Annotated in this window: 12 protein-coding genes; 8 read left to right on the top strand and 4 right to left on the bottom strand. The window is 76.0% G+C overall.

Annotation, left to right across the window (positions count from 1 at the left end; all coding sequences use genetic code 11):
• The first annotated feature begins 42 nt into the window (after positions 1 to 42).
• Both NPS70_RS07200 and NPS70_RS07195 read left to right on the top strand, forming a co-directional pair.
• Positions 43 to 447 carry a hypothetical protein gene (locus NPS70_RS07200; RefSeq protein ID WP_374211957.1) on the top strand — a complete coding sequence of 135 codons (405 nt, stop codon included), beginning with the start codon at positions 43 to 45 and terminating at the stop codon, positions 445 to 447.
• Positions 448 to 648: 201 nt separating this feature from the next.
• On the top strand, positions 649 to 2,070 hold the full coding sequence (locus tag NPS70_RS07195; RefSeq protein ID WP_256523209.1) for a S28 family serine protease: 1,422 nt from the start codon (positions 649 to 651) through the stop codon (positions 2,068 to 2,070).
• An 86-nt stretch (positions 2,071 to 2,156) separates the two neighbouring features.
• Here NPS70_RS07195 and NPS70_RS07190 read toward each other — a convergent pair whose 3' ends face one another.
• Positions 2,157 to 3,965 carry a glycoside hydrolase family 3 protein gene (locus NPS70_RS07190; protein ID WP_256523208.1) on the bottom strand — a complete coding sequence of 603 codons (1,809 nt, stop codon included), beginning with the start codon at positions 3,963 to 3,965 and terminating at the stop codon, positions 2,157 to 2,159.
• A gap of 187 nt (positions 3,966 to 4,152) precedes the next feature.
• A complete protein-coding gene (locus NPS70_RS07185; protein WP_256523206.1) occupies positions 4,153 to 5,148 on the bottom strand; it encodes a LysR family transcriptional regulator in 996 nt (331 codons plus the stop codon).
• A gap of 196 nt (positions 5,149 to 5,344) precedes the next feature.
• Here NPS70_RS07185 and NPS70_RS07180 point away from each other — a divergent pair, with 196 nt between their 5' ends.
• A complete protein-coding gene (locus tag NPS70_RS07180; protein WP_256523398.1) occupies positions 5,345 to 6,235 on the top strand; it encodes an EamA family transporter in 891 nt (296 codons plus the stop codon).
• Here the strand turns inward: NPS70_RS07180 and NPS70_RS07175 are convergent.
• On the bottom strand, positions 6,224 to 7,000 hold the full coding sequence (locus NPS70_RS07175; RefSeq protein ID WP_256523204.1) for a sugar phosphate isomerase/epimerase family protein: 777 nt from the start codon (positions 6,998 to 7,000) through the stop codon (positions 6,224 to 6,226). The genes NPS70_RS07180 and NPS70_RS07175 overlap by 12 nt on opposite strands.
• Positions 7,001 to 7,206: 206 nt before the next feature.
• Positions 7,207 to 8,283 (bottom strand): LacI family DNA-binding transcriptional regulator, encoded by a 1,077-nt coding sequence (locus NPS70_RS07170; RefSeq protein WP_256523202.1) that lies wholly within the window; start codon positions 8,281 to 8,283, stop codon positions 7,207 to 7,209.
• Positions 8,284 to 8,421: 138 nt separating this feature from the next.
• Here NPS70_RS07170 and NPS70_RS07165 point away from each other — a divergent pair, with 138 nt between their 5' ends.
• From NPS70_RS07165 to NPS70_RS07145, 5 genes are all read left to right on the top strand, one after another.
• A complete protein-coding gene (locus NPS70_RS07165) occupies positions 8,422 to 9,573 on the top strand; it encodes a Gfo/Idh/MocA family protein (RefSeq protein ID WP_256523200.1) in 1,152 nt (383 codons plus the stop codon).
• Positions 9,570 to 10,724 carry a dihydrodipicolinate synthase family protein gene (locus NPS70_RS07160; RefSeq protein WP_256523199.1) on the top strand — a complete coding sequence of 385 codons (1,155 nt, stop codon included), beginning with the start codon at positions 9,570 to 9,572 and terminating at the stop codon, positions 10,722 to 10,724. Before NPS70_RS07165 ends, NPS70_RS07160 begins: the two co-directional genes overlap by 4 nt.
• Before the next feature lie 32 nt (positions 10,725 to 10,756).
• Positions 10,757 to 11,554 (top strand): sugar phosphate isomerase/epimerase, encoded by a 798-nt coding sequence (locus NPS70_RS07155; protein ID WP_256523198.1) that lies wholly within the window; start codon positions 10,757 to 10,759, stop codon positions 11,552 to 11,554.
• A gap of 155 nt (positions 11,555 to 11,709) precedes the next feature.
• Positions 11,710 to 13,002 carry a phytase gene (locus NPS70_RS07150; RefSeq protein WP_374211950.1) on the top strand — a complete coding sequence of 431 codons (1,293 nt, stop codon included), beginning with the start codon at positions 11,710 to 11,712 and terminating at the stop codon, positions 13,000 to 13,002.
• A gap of 68 nt (positions 13,003 to 13,070) precedes the next feature.
• Positions 13,071 to 15,308 carry an ATP-dependent RecD-like DNA helicase gene (locus tag NPS70_RS07145; protein ID WP_256523196.1) on the top strand — a complete coding sequence of 746 codons (2,238 nt, stop codon included), beginning with the start codon at positions 13,071 to 13,073 and terminating at the stop codon, positions 15,306 to 15,308.
• Positions 15,309 to 15,405: the final 97 nt, after the last annotated feature.

Genomic DNA, 15,405 nt, shown 5'->3' with positions numbered 1-15,405 from the left:
ACGGGAGACCGCGGGGGCGCGGGGGCCCCGCGCACACGGCTCCTGCTCCCGGGGCATCGGCGCTCGCGGTCCCCGGGGGCGCTGGCCCGCGGGCTGGCGGTCCTCACGGCGGCGTCCGCGGCGCTGGTGGCGGGCCCCGGGGTCCAGCAGGCACACGCCGCCTCGCCCTGCCCGGGGAGGGTGGCCGACTCGGTCTCCTTCCCGACGGGGGAACTGCGCGTCTACCGGGGCGGCGGGAAGGTCTGCGCCGTGACCGTCGCACGGAACCCCGGCCCCCGGCGCGCCATGTCCGTCTCCCTCCAGACGCGCGGCGGGCGGGCGGTGGTCGACGCGGGCCGTTTCGGCCGACATGCGGGACCGGTCACCGTCCACCCCCTCGGGCGCTGCGTCCGGGCCACCGGGAGCGTCTCCGGCGTCACCCGCTCGACCGGCTGGATCCTGTGCTGAGCGCCCGGCGCCGCCCTTGCGGACCGCGTCCCCCCGCCGCCCGCCCGGGGCCCCGTCCAGCCGTCCCGGGCGGCCTGCGGCGGGCGGCCGGCGCGGCCGAGATCCGCCGCGCGGAGCGGCGCGGTCTGGTCCGGCGACCCCGGCGCCGCTAGGTTCGCCGCGACCACGTGATCCCGGCAGGGGGTCCGCAGGGGAGGGCGAATGCGCAAGGCGCTCGGTTGGATGCTGTCGCTGGTGGTGCTCCTGGGCACCCTGGGCGCGGCCGGGGGCACGGCGGGAGCGGCCACCGCCGCCGGCCCGGACGGCTCCGACATCAGGGAACGGATCCTCGCGATCCCGGGGATGAGGCTCATCGAGGAGAAGCCCTACCCCGGCTACCGCTTCTTCGTCCTCGACTACAGGCAGCCGGTCGACCACCGGCACCCGCGGGCGGGCACCTTCGCGCAGCGCCTCACCGTGCTGCACAAGGACACCTCGCGGCCCACCGTCTTCCACACCTCCGGCTACAACGTCTCCACGGTGCCGCGGCGCAGCGAGCCGACCGCCATCGTCGACGGCAACCAGGTCTCCCTGGAGTACCGGTTCTTCACCCCCTCGCGCCCCCGGCCGGCCGACTGGTCCCTGCTGGACATCCGGCAGGCGGCCGCCGACCAGCACCGGGTGTTCACGGCGCTCAAGCGCGTCTACCGCGCGAAGTGGATCGCCACCGGCGGCTCCAAGGGAGGCATGACGGCCACCTACTACGAGCGCTTCCACCCGGGGGACATGGACGGCGTCGTCGCCTATGTGGCCCCCAACGACGCGGTGAACGACGAGGACTCGGCCTACGACCGCTTCTTCGAGCGGGTCGGCACCCCGGAGTGCCGCGCGCGGCTCGACGCGGTGCAGCGCGAGGCGCTCGTCCGCCGCGAGCCCCTGCAGCGCATCCTGCGCGACCACGCACGGGACGGCGGGTACACCTTCCGGACCGTCGGCTCCCTCGACCGCGCCTACGAGGCGGTGGTGCTGGACTACGCGTGGGCCTTCTGGCAGTACGGCCTGCTGTCCGACTGCGACGCGCTCCCCGAGGCCCGGGAGGCCTCCGACCGGGAACTCTTCGACAGCATCGACGCCGTCTCCGGCTTCTCCGCCTTCTCGGACCAGAACCTGGCGACCTACACGCCGTACTACTACCAGGCGGGCACCGAGCTCGGATCGCCGGACATCACGCAGCCGCACCTGAAGGGCCTCAGCCGCTACGGCTACCAGCCCCCGAGGAACTTCGTCCCGCGCGACATCCCCATGCGCTTCCGGCCCCGGGCCATGCGCGACGTGGACCGCTGGGTGCGCCACCGGGCCACCCGGATGATGTTCGTCTACGGGGAGAACGACCCCTGGGGAGCCGAGCGGTTCCGACTGGGCCGCGGCGCCCGCGACAGCTACGTCTACACCGCCCCGGGTGCCAACCACGGGGCCGATGTGGCGGGGCTGACCGCCGGGGAGCGGGCCGAGGCCACGGCGGCGATCCAGCGGTGGGCGGGCGTCGCGCCCGCGGCGGTCCGCGAGGACCCGTCTAAGGCCGTCCCGCTGGCACGTCCGGACGCCCTGCTCGACCGGGAGGAGCCGCGCACCCTGCGGCCCTGAGCCGGTCGCCCCGACGGCGGGGCCCCGCCCGCGGTACGGCGGGAGGGGCCCCGTGCGCTCTCGCGGGCGCGGACGCCGGGCCGTTCTCAGCGGCCGTAGGAGAGTCCGTGGCCCGTCGGGAAGAGGATCCGGCCGGGGTCGTCCGCCCGCGGGACGGGCACCGGCAGGCGCCCCCGGGGGCGGACCGCCCCGGTGATCACCCGTACCGCGGCGCGCAGTTCGACGTCGGTCCAGGAGTAGGCGGCGAGGGAGGCCGTCGCACCGTCCAGATGGGCGATGTCGTAGGGGTTGCGCAGGGCCAGCGCCACCACCGGCACCCCCGTGGCGGCCAGCCGGGACACCAGGGTGCGCTGCGGGCTCGCGGCCGTCACGTTGTAGGTGCCCACGACCACCACGTCCCGGTCCGCCGCCGCGGTCACGGCCTCCCCGATCCGCTCGGCCGTGGGGGAGGTGCCGGTCGGCAGGGCCGTGGCGGCGAATCCGGCCTCGGCGAAGGCCGCGGCCAGCACCCCGGTGGGCGGGCCGGTGGTGCCGGTGGGGGAGGCCGGGTCGGCGCCGACCACGAGCAGCCGCGGAGTGCGCCGGCGGCCGAGCGGCAGGAGCCCGCCGGTGTTGGTGAGCAGGGTGGTGGTCCCCTCGGCGATCCGGTCGGCGGCCGCCAGGTGGGCGCGGGTGCCCACGCGGTGCTCCACCGCGTGCTCGGGGACGAGCGGGTCGCGCAGGAGGCCCAGCCGCTCCTTCAGGCGCAGAATGCGCAGGACCGATTCGTCGATCCGGGTCGTGCTCAGCTCGCCCGACTCCAGGGCGTCCCGCACGCCCTGCCAGGCCACCGCCGGGTCCGGGGGGTCGAGCAGCTGGTCCGCACCCGCCAGCAGGGCCAGCACCGGCACCCGGTCGTCGCCGTACTGCTCGCGCACCCCCCGCATGTTGAGCGCGTCGGTCACCACCACGCCCTCGAAGCCCAGTTCCTGCCGGAGGATGCCCGTGAGGATCGGGTGGGACAGGGTGGCGGGGTCGTTGCCCGGGTCGAGCGCCGGGAACTGGATGTGCGCCGTCATCACGGCGTCGATGCCCGCGGCGATCGCCGCCCGGAACGGCGGGGCGTCGAGGGTCTGCCACTCCTCGCGGGTGTGGGTGATGACGGGGATGCCGGTGTGGCTGTCGACGGTGGTGTCCCCGTGGCCGGGGAAGTGCTTGGCCGTCGCGGCCACCCCCGTCCGCCGGTGGCCCGAGACCTGGGCGGCCACCATGCGGGCCGCCGCCTGCGGGTCCGCGCCGAAGGACCGCACGCCGATGACCGGGTTGCCCGGGTCGACGTTCACGTCGGCGACCGGGGCGTAGTTCTGCCTGATCCCCATCGCGGCGAGTTCCGCGGCGGCGATCCGCGCCGCCCGCCGTGCGTCGCCGCGCGACCCGCCCGCGCCGAGCGCCATCGCACCGGGCAGCAGGGTGGCCGGGCGGCCGATCCGGGCGACGATGCCGTGCTCCTGGTCGGTGGCGATCAGCAGCGGCAGGCGGCTGCGCCCGGCGAGCCCCGCGCGCTGGATGCCGTTGGACAGCCGGGCGATCTGCAACGGGTCACGGGTGTTGTTCGCCCAGGCGAAGTAGATGATCCCGCCCAGGTGGAAGCGCTCGACCAGCTCCGCCGCGGTGCGCACCCCGAACCGCGCCAGGTTGGCCTCGGCGTCGGCCGGGTCGGGGTCGGTGGCGGAGTGGCCGTACACCCGCATCACGAAGAGCTGGCCGATCTTCTCCTCCGGGCTCATGCCCGCGACGATCCGCCGCAGGCGGTCCGGCCGGGAGGAGGCGGCCGCGGGCAGCGCCCCGGCCAGGGCGGACGCGGTGAGGGCGGAAGCGGTGAGGAGGGTGCGTCGGGAGAGGTTCCGGTCGTGCACGAGTGCTCCTTCCGGCCTTGCTCGACAGAGGTGTGGCACAAGGGTGTTGAAGGAAACCGCCAAGGTGTCACGGATAGCCGGAAAGTAACTGCCGGGTCGGGGGTGTGCAAGGACGCGGCCCCGAGCCGTGTCCGAACTCCGCCGTACGGTCCCGGCAGGCGCGTGCCCCGCCGCGCCCGGGCGGAGGCTACGGGGCCGCCGGGGTCCTCGACCGCTGCGGGGACGGTCCCTCCGGGGCCGGCACGCGCCCGGGCCCCTGCGCGTCCGGTGCGCCGGGCGGCGCCGAGGCGCGCGCCCACATCCGCCCGAGTGTGCCCACCGCCTCCGTGATCGCGGGCCTTCGGGCCGCCCCCGCCCGCCACAGTGCCCGCAGCCGCCTGCTCGGGACCGGATCCAGCCGCACCGCCCTGGCACCCGGCGGCAGCACCCCTCGTCCCAGCCGCGGCACCAGGGCGATCCCGAGCCCCGCGGCGACCAGGGCCACCTGGGTGTGGATCTCCTCGGCCTGATGGACGATCAGCGGCTCCCGCCCGGTGGCCCGCAGGGTCCGCATCAGCCAGTCGTGGCACACCGTGCCCGGCGGCTGGGAGATCCAGCGCTCGTCCCGGAGTTCCTCGCGGCGCACGGCGGCCGCCCCCGCCAGCGGGTGGGACGCGGGTACCAGTACGTCGCACAGGTCCACACCGATGTCCGCGTGCTCGACCCCGGACGGGAGGGGCATGGGGGCGATGTCCCAGTCGTGGGCGACGGCGAGGTCGACCACGCCGCGCGCCACCAGGTCCACCGAGAGGTGCGGGTCGATCTCGCGGAGGCGGACGTCCAGGGAGGGGTGGCGGGCGGCGAGGTCCGCGAGCACCGGCGGCATCAGGCCGCGGGCCGCACTGGCGAAGCAGGCGATGTCGAGGCGCCCCGCGGGCTGCCCGCGCCGCTCCTCCAGCAGCACCTCGGCCTTCTCGACGAGCGCGAGCAGCTCCTCGGCCGTGGCGACGAGCTGCCGCGCCTCGTCGGTCAGGCGGACGCCCCGGCCCTGGCGCTCCAGCAGGGTGGTGCGGGTCTCCCGCTCCAGCTTGGCGAGCTGCTGGGACACCGCCGAGGGCGTGTAGCCGAGCGCCGCCGCCGCCGCCCCCACCGTCCCGTGGACGGAGACCGCGTGCAGGGCGCGCAGACGCCCCAGGTCCAGCATCGGAGAGCGCCCCTTCCCCCGTCGGCGGTCCCGCCGCCGAACCATCAGTTCTGCTTCATCCAACCATGAAGGAATCCGTGCTGGTGCTGAACGGTCGGAGCCGGAGATGCTCGGTGCCATGCGTTCCGTCCCCCTCCGCGCCCGCGGCACCGCACCGCGCGCCCTGCTCAGCTCCGCCCCCGCGCCGGGCGGCCGGATGCCCCTGTCCCATGTGGCACTGGCCGCGGCGGTCGCGGCCGTGTGGGGTGTCAACTTCGTCGTCATCGAGATCGGGCTCGACCACTTCCCGCCGCTGCTCTTCTCGGCGCTGCGCTTCCTCGCCGCCGCCGTCCCCGCGGTCTTCCTCGTCGGCCGCCCCACGGTCGGGTGGCGCTGGATCGTGGGCGTGGGACTGGTGCTCGGCGTCGCCAAGTTCGGGCTGCTGTTCACGGGCATGGACCAGGGAGCCCCGGCCGGGCTCTCCTCGCTGGTCCTCCAGGTCCAGGCGGTGTTCACCGCCCTGTTCGCCTTCGCCGCGCTCGGCGAGCGCCCCGGACCGGCACGCTGGGCGGGGATGGCCGTGGCCGCGGGAGGAATCGGCCTGGCCGCGTACGACGAGGGCGGCTCCGGCACGTTCACCGGCTTCCTGCTGGTGATCGCCGCGGCCGCCTGCTGGGGCGTCTCCAACGTCCTCACCCGCCGGGCCGCGCCGCCCGACGCGCTCGGCTTCATGGTGTGGGTGAGCACCGTGCCGGTGCTGCCGCTGCTGGGCCTCTCCCTGCTCCTGGAGGGCCCCGAGCGCGACCTCGAGGCGCTGCGCTCGCTGGACTGGGCCGGGGTCGGGGTCGTCGTCTACGTCGCCTGGGTCACCACCGTCTTCGGTTTCGGGGCGTGGGGCTTCCTGATGCGCCACCACCCTGCCTCCTCGGTGGCCCCGTTCTCGCTGCTGGTCCCCGTGTTCGGCATGTCCTCGGCCGCACTCCTCCTGGGCGAGGGCGTCGGCCCGCTGCGCTGGTGCGCCGCCGCACTGCTGGTCGGCGGCGTCGCGCTGACCTCCTTCGGCGGCTCCCGCCCCGCGCGCCGCCCCGCGGGGGGCTCACCGCAGTGAGCGAAGGTGCTCCCGGCCCGCCACGAGCAGCCCGGGGAGTTCCGGGGCCGCCCCGAACCAGCGCTTCTCGTACTCCCAGCTCACCCAGCCGTCCCCGTCCGCCAGGGACAGGCACTCGGCCAGCGGGAGCACCCCGGTGCCGAGGGGCACGGGCGTCGGGTCCTCGGCCGAGGCGACGTCCTTGACCTGGACGTAGCCGAGGAAGGGTCCCAGGCAGGCGGCCGAGGTGCGCGGCGGCTCCCCGCCCAGCCAGGTGTGCAGCACGTCCCACAGCGCACCCGCGTGCCGGTGCCCCACGGTGCCGAGGACCCGTGAGACGTCCGCGCCCGTGCGGTGCGAGTCGTGCGTCTCCAGCAGGATCCGCACGCCGAGGCCCGCCGCCGTCTCCGCCGCCACGCCGAGCCGCCGGGCGGCGGCCGCGTCCGCCTCGGCGGGATCGGCTCCCGCGGCGCCGGGGAAGACCCGCACGAAGGGGGCCCCGAGGTCCCCGGCGAGGCGCACCAGCCGGTCGAGTTCGCTCAGCACCGGGCCGTCCCCGCCCGGAGCGGCGACGCGGACGTAGCCCGCCAGGCACAGGACCTCCACCCCGGCCCGCGCGAACTCCGCCCGGACGCGCTGCCGTTCGGGCGTGGTCAGGCCCGGGTGCACGGGCTCCTCCGGGTGGGTGCGCAGCTCCACACCGTCGTACCCCGTCCCCGCGGCCAGCGCCGCGACGTCGGCGAGGGGCATGGCGGGCACGCCGAGGGTCGAGAAGGCGAGTTTCACGGTGGCTCCTCCGCGGGGTGCGGGACAGCGGGCAGCGGGGCGTCCCCCCGGTGCGCCTTCCCGTTCCGCCCCGGCCTCACGCGCCCGGCCGTGCCGGGCCCACGCGCCCGGACCCGGGCGCCCTGGGCCCGCCGGCGCGGCGCCCCTCCCGGCTCGCGGCGCGGCCGGCGGGGCGCGAGCCGGGGGAGGGCGGCCCCGGCGGGCACTCAGCCGCCGCCCGGCGGGCGGGCCGTCGAGGACCTGACCACCAGGTCCGCCGGGACGGTCGCGATCCCGCCCGGCGGCGGTGCCTCCCGGCCCATGGCCAGCCGCCCGGCGCGCGCCCCCGCCTCGACGAGGGGCAGGCGCACCGTGGTCAGCGCCGGCACCGCGTCCGCCGAGAAGGGCAGGTCGTCGAAGCCCGCGACGGAGACGTCCCCGGGCACCCGCAGCCCCCGGTCGCGCAGGGCCGCGCAAGCCCCGAGGGCGACCGTGTCGTTGGCGGCCACGATCGCGGTCAGCGCGGGCTCCCGGTGCAGCAGCTCGGCGGCGGCGTCGTAGCCGGAGCGGCGGTCGTACGGGCCGTGCACGGTCAGCCGGTCCTGCTCGGCCGCCCCGCCGCCGAGCCCGGCCGCCGCCAGGGCGGCCCGGTGGCCCTCCATGCGGTGCCGGGTGGTGGTGCGGCCCACGGGCCCGGCGATGTAGCCGATGCGCCGGTGCCCGAGCGCGACCAGATGCTCCGTCAGGCGGCGTCCGCCGCCGAGGTTGTCGAAGGCGAGGGCGGCGACCGCCTGGTCCGGCTCCGGCAGCGGGGGCCGCCCGCACAGCACGATCCGGGTGCCCGCGGCGGCCAGCTTGCCGAGTTTGGCGGTCATCGCCGCGGTGTGGGCGGGGTCCTCCACCGCGCCTCCGGTCAGCACCACGGCCGCCGCCCGCTGGCGCTGGAGCAGGGTGAGGTAGGTCAGTTCGCGCTCGGGGGACCCTCCGGTGTTGCAGACCACCGCCAGCTTCTCGCCGCCCGCCCGCCCGGTCCCCTCCTGTCCGCCGATCTCGCTCTGCGCGGCGCCCGCCATGATGCCGAAGAAGGGGTCGGCGATGTCGTGGACGAGGACGCCGACCAGGTCGGAGGTGGCGGCGGCGAGGGAGCTGGCCGGGCCGTTGAGCACGTAGTCGAGGTCGTCGACGGCCCGCAGCACGCGCTCGCGCGTGGCGGTGGCGACCGGGTAGTTGCCGTTCAGCACCCGGGACACGGTCGCCGGGGACACCCGGGCGCGTGCCGCCACATCCGCCAGGGTGACTGTCATCGCTGTCCTCCGCAGGGTCGGGAGCGGCCCCTTGTCCGGCCGCTGTCGGCAGGCTAGCTTCATATCGCGTAGAAAGCGCTTGCTGCTCTCATATCGAGGGAACCCGGGTAATTCCGAGAGGAAAGAGGGAGGCGTCCCATGGCGCGCAGGACCGTACGTATCGCCATGAACGGGGTCACAGGGCGGATGGGCTACCGGCAGCATCTGGTGCGCTCCCTCCTCGCCCTGCGTGAGCAGGGCGGCCTGGACCTCGGCGGCGGCGACGTCCTGTGGCCCGAACCCGTGCTGGTCGGCCGCCGCGCGGACGCCCTGCGTGAGATCGCCGCACGCCACGGGCTGGCCGAGACCTCCACCGACCTCGACGCCGTGCTCGCCGACGACAGCGTCGAGGTCTACTTCGACGCCCAGGCGACCGCGGCGCGGCCCGAGGCCCTCAAGCGGGCCGTCGCCGCGGGCAAGCACCTCTACACCGAGAAGCCGACCGCACTCGACCTCGCGGGCGCCCTGGACCTGGCCCGCCTCGCGGACCGCGCCGGGGTCCGCCACGGGGTCGTCCAGGACAAGATCTTCCTGCCCGGTCTGCGGAAGCTGAAGCGCCTGGTCGACGGCGGCTTCTTCGGCCGCGTCCTGTCCGTGCGCGGCGAGTTCGGCTACTGGGTCTTCGAGGGCGACTGGCAGCGGGCCCAGCGCCCGTCCTGGAACTACCGCGCCGAGGACGGCGGCGGCATCACCGCCGACATGCTCCCGCACTGGGAGTACGTCCTGCACGAGCTGTTCGGCCGGGTCACCGCCGTCACGGCCCGCACCGCCACCCATGTGCCCCGCCGTATCGACGAGGGCGGCCGGCCCTACGACGCGACCGCCGACGACGCCGTCTACGGCATCTTCGAGCTCCCGGGCGGGGCCGTCGCGCAGATCAACTCCTCCTGGGCGGTGCGGGTCCACCGCGAGGAACTGCTGGAGTTCCAGGTCGACGGCACCCACGGTTCGGCCGTGGCGGGGCTGCACGGCTGCCGGATCCAGCACCGCGCCACGACCCCGAAGCCGGTCTGGAACCCCGACCTGCCCACGGGGGACCGGTTCCGCGACCAGTGGCAGGAGGTCCCGGACAACGAGGAGTTCGGCAACGGCTTCAAGGCGCAGTGGGAGGCCTTCCTGCGCCATGTGGTGCTCGGCACGCCCTACCGCTGGGACCTCCTGGCGGGTGCCCGGGGGGTGCAGCTCGCCGAACTCGGCCTGCTCAGCTCCGCCGAGGGGCGCCGCGTCGAGGTCCCGGAGCTGGTGCTGTGACCCTCCTGCTGCCCCGGGCGGACGGCACGCTGCACCGCCACGAGCCGTGCCCCGCCCCGCGGCGGCCGGTGCCCGGTCCGCCGCCCGCCTCCCGTGCGGTGCTCGCCGCCGCCCATGTGGTCGCCGATCCGCTCGCCGACACCGCTCCCGGCGACCCCGCCGCGGTCGACTGGGACGCCACCCTCGCCTTCCGCCGCCACCTGTGGGACCACGGCCTGGGCGTCGCCGAGGCGATGGACACCGCCCAGCGGGGCATGGGGCTCGACTGGCCGGGTGCCGCCGAGCTGATCCGCCGCTCCGCCGCCGAGGCGCGGGCGGCGGGCGGCGCGATCGTCTGCGGGGCGGGCACCGACCAGCTCACCGGCGCCGCCACCCTCGCCGAGGTGCGCGCCGCGTACGAGGAGCAGCTCGCGCTGGTCGAGTCGGCCGGGGCGCGGCCCGTGCTGATGGCCTCCCGCGCCCTGGCCGCCGCCGCGCGCTCGGCGGAGCACTACCTCGACGTCTACGGGGGGCTGCTGCGCCAGGCGTCGGAGCCGGTGATCCTGCACTGGCTCGGCCCGGTGTTCGACCCGGCGCTGGAGGGCTACTGGGGCTCCGGCGACCTCGACACCGCCACGGACACGTTCCTCGGGATCGTCGGCGCCCACGCCGACAAGGTCGACGGCGTCAAGGTCTCCCTGCTGGACGCCGGGCGGGAGATCGCCCTGCGCCGCCGCCTGCCGCCGGGCGTGCGCTGCTACACGGGTGACGACTTCCACTACCCGGAGCTGATCGCCGGCGACGAGGCGGGGTTCAGCCATGCGCTGCTCGGCGCCTTCGACCCGCTGGGCCCGCTGGCGGCGGAGGCGGTGCGCTCCCTGGACGCGGGGGACACCGCCGGCTTCCGCAGGCGCCTCGACCCGACGGTCGGCCTCTCCCGGCACCTCTTCCGGCCCCCGACCCGCTTCTACAAGACCGGAGTCGTGTTCCTGGCCTGGCTCGCGGGGCACCAGTCGCACTTCACCATGGTCGGCGGCCTCCAGTCGGCCCGGTCGCTGCCGCACCTGGCCCGCGCCTACGAACTCGCCGACGGCCTGGGCCTGTTCCCGGACCCGGCGCTCGCCGAGCGCCGCCTGGCCCTGCTGCTCGGCATCCACGGGGTCCCGCGGTGAGCGGCGCGCTGTCCCGCCTGAGCATCAACCAGATGACCGTGAGGCAGCTGACGGTGCCGGCCCTCGTCGAGGCCTGCGTCACCCTCGGGGTGCCCGCCGTCGGGCTGTGGCGCGAACCGGTCGCCGAGCACGGCCTCGCGGCGACGGCGAAGCTGGTCCGGGACGCCGGACTCGCGGTCACCTCGCTGTGCCGCGGCGGCTTCCTGACCGCCGCCGACCCCGCGGGCCGGGCGCGCGCCCTGGACGACAACCGGGCCGCGGTGGACGAGGCGGCGGCACTGGGCACGGACACGCTGGTCCTGGTCCCGGGCGGCCTGCCCCCCGGCAGCCGCGACCTGGCCGCGGCCCGGGAGCGGATCGCCGAGTGCCTGGCCGTCCTCGCCCCGTACGCGGGCGAGCGGGGCGTCCGCCTGGCCGTGGAGCCCCTGCACCCGATGTTCGCCGCCGACCGGTGCGTGGTCTCCACCCTCGACCAGGCGCTCGACCTGGCGGAGCGCTTCCCGGCGGACCGGGTCGGCGTGGTGGTGGACACGTACCACGTCTGGTGGGACGACCGCGCCCCGGCGGCGGTGGCCCGCGCGGGCGCCGCGGGGCGGCTGCACGCCGTCCAGTTCGCCGACTGGACGACCCCGCTGCCCGCCGGGGTGCTCACGGGCCGGGGCCAGCTCGGCGACGGGGCGGTCGACCTGCGTGCCTGGCGCGAGCGGGTGGAGGCGGCCGGCTGGCGCGGTCCCCTCGAGGTGGAGCTGTTCAACGACGGGCTGTGGGCCAGGGACGGGGTGGAGGTCCTGGCGGAGACGGCGGGGCGGTTCACGGACTGCGTGCTCTGACCGGGTCCGGTGCCCGGGCCCGCGCGGGCCGCGGCCGCAGGCGCGCCGTTCACCGGCGAGCCACCCGGTCGTGGTGCCGCGTCCGCCCGGCGGCCATGCCGGGGCGCCACCCTCACGCACGGCATCTGACGTGCACCCGACAGTGAGGACCCTCCGTGAAGCGGACCCGCTCCCTGTGCTCCGGCGTACTCGCCCTCGGCACGGCCCTCGCGGCCCTGACCGCCCCCGCCTCCGCGCACGCGCACCCCGCGCCGCCGCTGCCGACCGTCCACCCGCGGGCCGAGACGCCGACGCTGTACGACGACGAGGAGGGCGGCAACGCCGACGCCGACGACCCGGCGATCTGGCGCAATCCCTCGGACCCCGGGCGCAGCCTCGTGATCGCCACCGCCAAGGAGGGCGGCCTGCGCGTCTACGACCTCGCGGCCCGGCTCGTGCAGTCCCTGCCCGCGCCCGTGCCCGCCCGCCCCAGCGACGCCCCGGGGCGCTTCAACAACGTCGACCTGGTGCACGGCCTGCACCTGCCCGGCGGGCGCGCGGACGTGGCCGTCACCACCGACCGCGGCGGGGACCGGCTGCGCGTCCACCGGATCGCACCCGGGGAGGGGGCCGCCCCGCTGCGCGACGTCACCGACCCCGCCGCGCCGCGGATCTTCTCCGCCGACCAGGACGAGGCCGACGAGCAGCGCACCGCCTACGGGCTGGCCACCTGGACCGACCGCCGCTCCCACCGCTCCTACGCCCTGGTGAGCCGGCGGGAGCGGACCGGGATCGCGCTGCTGGAACTGCTCCCCACCCCCTCCGGAACGGTCTCCTACCGCACGGTCCGCACCCTGCGCCTCCCCGCCGCCTTCCGGCTCCCGGACGGCACCTCCTGGACCCCCTGCGGCGACCCGGGCGAGCTGCCCCAGGTGGAGGGCATGGTCGTCGACCCCGGCACCGGCACCCTCTACGCCGCCCAGGAGGACGTGGGCATCTGGCGGATGCGCGCCGACCTGGGCGGAACGCCCCGACTGGTGGACCGCGTCCGGGAGTTCGGCGTGCCCGCGGTCCACGACGAGGAGACCGGGGAGTGCCTGCCCGGTGCCGACCCGGGCTTCGGCGGCACCCGGCTGGCCGCCGACGTCGAGGGACTGGCCCTGCTCACCGGCCGCGACGGCCGCCGCTACCTGCTCGCCTCCAGCCAGGGCGACGACACCTTCGCGGTCTACCGCAGGGACACCGGCCCCCGCACCCCGTACGCGGCCGGGTTCCGGGTGGGGCCCGGAGGCGGCGTCGACGGCTCCGAGGAGTGCGACGGGGCCGCCGTCCTCGGTGCCCCGCTCGGCCGCGCCTACCCGCACGGCCTGCTGGTCGTCCAGGACGGCCACGACGGCACCGCCGAACGCGAGGGCACCAACCTGAAGTTCGTCGACCTCGGCGAGGTGCTGCGGCGCACGGGCCTGTGACCGGCGCCGGGCGCGGGGAACCTCCGTGGGACGCCCGGGGTGTCCGCGGCGGGCGGTAGCGTCGGGCCATGTCCATTCCGGCGGCCCGCCCGGCAGACGCACCGGGCTTCACCCCTGCCGTCCTCGAAGGCGTGCTGGAGCGCATCACCTACGCCAACGAGGAGAACGGCTACACCGTCGCGCGCGTCGACACCGGCCGGGGCGCGGGCGAACTGCTCACGGTCGTCGGTTCGCTGCTCGGCGCGCAGGTCGGCGAGTCGCTGCGGATGGAGGGCCGCTGGGGCTCCCACCCCCAGTACGGCCGGCAGTTCACGGTGGAGAACTACACCACCGTGCTGCCGGCGACGGTCCAGGGCATCCGCCGCTACCTGGGCTCCGGGCTGATCAAGGGCATCGGGCCGAGGATCGCCGAGCGGATCGTCGACCACTTCGGCACGGACACGCTGGAGGTGATCGAGCAGGAGCCCGGCCGGCTCGTCGAGGTGCCCGGTCTCGGTCCCAAGCGCACGGCGCTGATCGGCGCGGCCTGGGAGGAGCAGAAGGCGATCAAGGAGGTCATGGTCTTCCTCCAGGGGGTCGGCGTCTCCACCTCCATCGCGGTGCGCATCTACAAGAAGTACGGCGACGCCTCGATCTCCGTGGTGCGCAACCAGCCCTACCGGCTCGCCGCCGACGTGTGGGGCATCGGCTTCCTGACCGCCGACCGGATCGCACAGGCCGTGGGCATCCCGCACGACAGCCCCGACCGGGTCAAGGCCGGCCTCCGGTACGCCCTGTCGCAGTCCACCGACCAGGGGCACTGCTTCCTCCCCGAGGAGCGGCTGATCGCGGACTCCGTGAAGCTCCTCCAGGTCGACGCCGGGCTGGTCATCGACTGCCTTGCCGAGCTGGCCGCCGACGAGGAGGGGGTGGTGCGCGAGAAGGTGCCGGGGCCGGCGGGCGGGGAGCCCGTCACCGCCGTCTACCTGGTGCCCTTCCACCGAGCGGAGCTGTCGCTGGCGGGCCAGGTGCGCCGGCTGCTGGGCGCCGGGGAGGACCGGATGCCGGCGTTCCAGGACGTGGACTGGGACAGGGCACTGGGCTGGCTGGCGCGGCGCACCGGGGTGGAACTCGCCCCCGAGCAGCAGGAAGCGGTCAAGCTCGCGCTGACCAGCAGGGTGGCGGTGCTGACCGGTGGTCCCGGCTGCGGCAAGTCCTTCACCGTGCGCTCGATCGTGGAACTGGCCCGGGCCAAGAAGGCCGCGGTGGTCCTCGCGGCGCCCACCGGCCGGGCGGCCAAGCGGCTGGCCGAGCTGACGGGGGCCGAGGCGTCCACCGTCCACCGGCTGCTGGAGCTGAAGCCGGGCGGCGACGCGGCCTTCGACCGCGACCGGCCGCTCGACGCGGACCTGATCGTCGTCGACGAGGCGTCCATGCTGGACCTGCTGCTCGCCAACAAGCTCGTCAAGGCGGTGGCCATGGGAGCCCACCTGCTGCTGGTGGGCGACGTGGACCAGCTGCCCAGCGTCGGTGCCGGGGAGGTGCTGCGCGACCTGCTCGCGGAGGGCGGCCCGGTGCCGAGCGTGCGGCTCACCCGGATCTTCCGCCAGGCCCGGGAGTCCGGGGTGGTGACCAACGCCCACCGGATCAACGAGGGCCTGCCGCCCGTGACCACCGGCCTGAAGGACTTCTTCCTCTTCGTCGCCGAGGAGACGGAGGAGGCGGGGCGCCTGGCGGTCGACGTGGCCGCCCGCCGCATCCCGGCCACCTTCGGTCTCGACGCCCGGCGGGACGTGCAGGTCCTGGCGCCGATGCACCGCGGCCCGGCCGGCGCGGGCACCCTCAACGGACTCCTCCAGCAGGCGATCACCCCGGCCCGCCCCGATCTGCCGGAGAAGCGCTTCGGCGGACGGGTCTTCCGCGTCGGCGACAAGGTCACCCAGGTCCGCAACAACTACGAGAAGGGCCGCAACGGCGTCTTCAACGGCACGGTGGGCGTGGTGACCTCCCTGAGCGCGGACGACCAGCGCCTCACGGTGCTCACCGACGAGGACGAGGAGGTGCCCTACGACTTCGACGAGCTGGACGAGCTGGCCCACGCGTACGCCGTCACCATCCACCGCTCCCAGGGCAGCGAGTACCCCGCCGTGGTCATCCCGGTCACCACGGGTGCCTGGATGATGCTGCAGCGCAACCTCCTCTACACGGCCGTCACCCGGGCGAAGGGGCTGGTGGTGCTGGTCGGCTCGCGGCGGGCGCTGGGCCAGGCCGTGCGCACGGTCTCCGCCGGGCGCCGCCACACCGCCCTCGACCACCGCCTGGGCTGAGCGCACCGCGTGCCACCGCCCGGCGGAGCGTCCCGCCGGGCGGTGGCACGCGGTGCGCCGCGCCCGGTCGGCGACGCCCCCGCGGGCCGGGCGGTTC

This window comes from Streptomyces sp. C10-9-1 (genome assembly GCF_024497955.1).
Taxonomy (GTDB): domain Bacteria; phylum Actinomycetota; class Actinomycetes; order Streptomycetales; family Streptomycetaceae; genus Streptomyces; species Streptomyces sanyensis.
This window is presented reverse-complemented; position numbering and strand designations above follow the sequence as displayed.

What these genes read in the sequence shown, in the direction of transcription:
- NPS70_RS07195 (WP_256523209.1), top strand. Translation starts at nt 649, where the DNA reads ATGCGCAAGGCGCTCGGTTGGATGCTGTCGCTGGTGGTGCTCCTGGGC.
- NPS70_RS07185 (WP_256523206.1), bottom strand. Translation starts at nt 5,148, where the DNA reads ATGCTGGACCTGGGGCGTCTGCGCGCCCTGCACGCGGTCTCCGTCCAC.
- NPS70_RS07180 (WP_256523398.1), top strand. Translation starts at nt 5,345, where the DNA reads ATGCCCCTGTCCCATGTGGCACTGGCCGCGGCGGTCGCGGCCGTGTGG.
- NPS70_RS07170 (WP_256523202.1), bottom strand. Translation starts at nt 8,283, where the DNA reads ATGACAGTCACCCTGGCGGATGTGGCGGCACGCGCCCGGGTGTCCCCG.
- NPS70_RS07165 (WP_256523200.1), top strand. Translation starts at nt 8,422, where the DNA reads ATGGCGCGCAGGACCGTACGTATCGCCATGAACGGGGTCACAGGGCGG.
- NPS70_RS07155 (WP_256523198.1), top strand. Translation starts at nt 10,757, where the DNA reads ATGACCGTGAGGCAGCTGACGGTGCCGGCCCTCGTCGAGGCCTGCGTC.
- NPS70_RS07145 (WP_256523196.1), top strand. Translation starts at nt 13,071, where the DNA reads ATGTCCATTCCGGCGGCCCGCCCGGCAGACGCACCGGGCTTCACCCCT.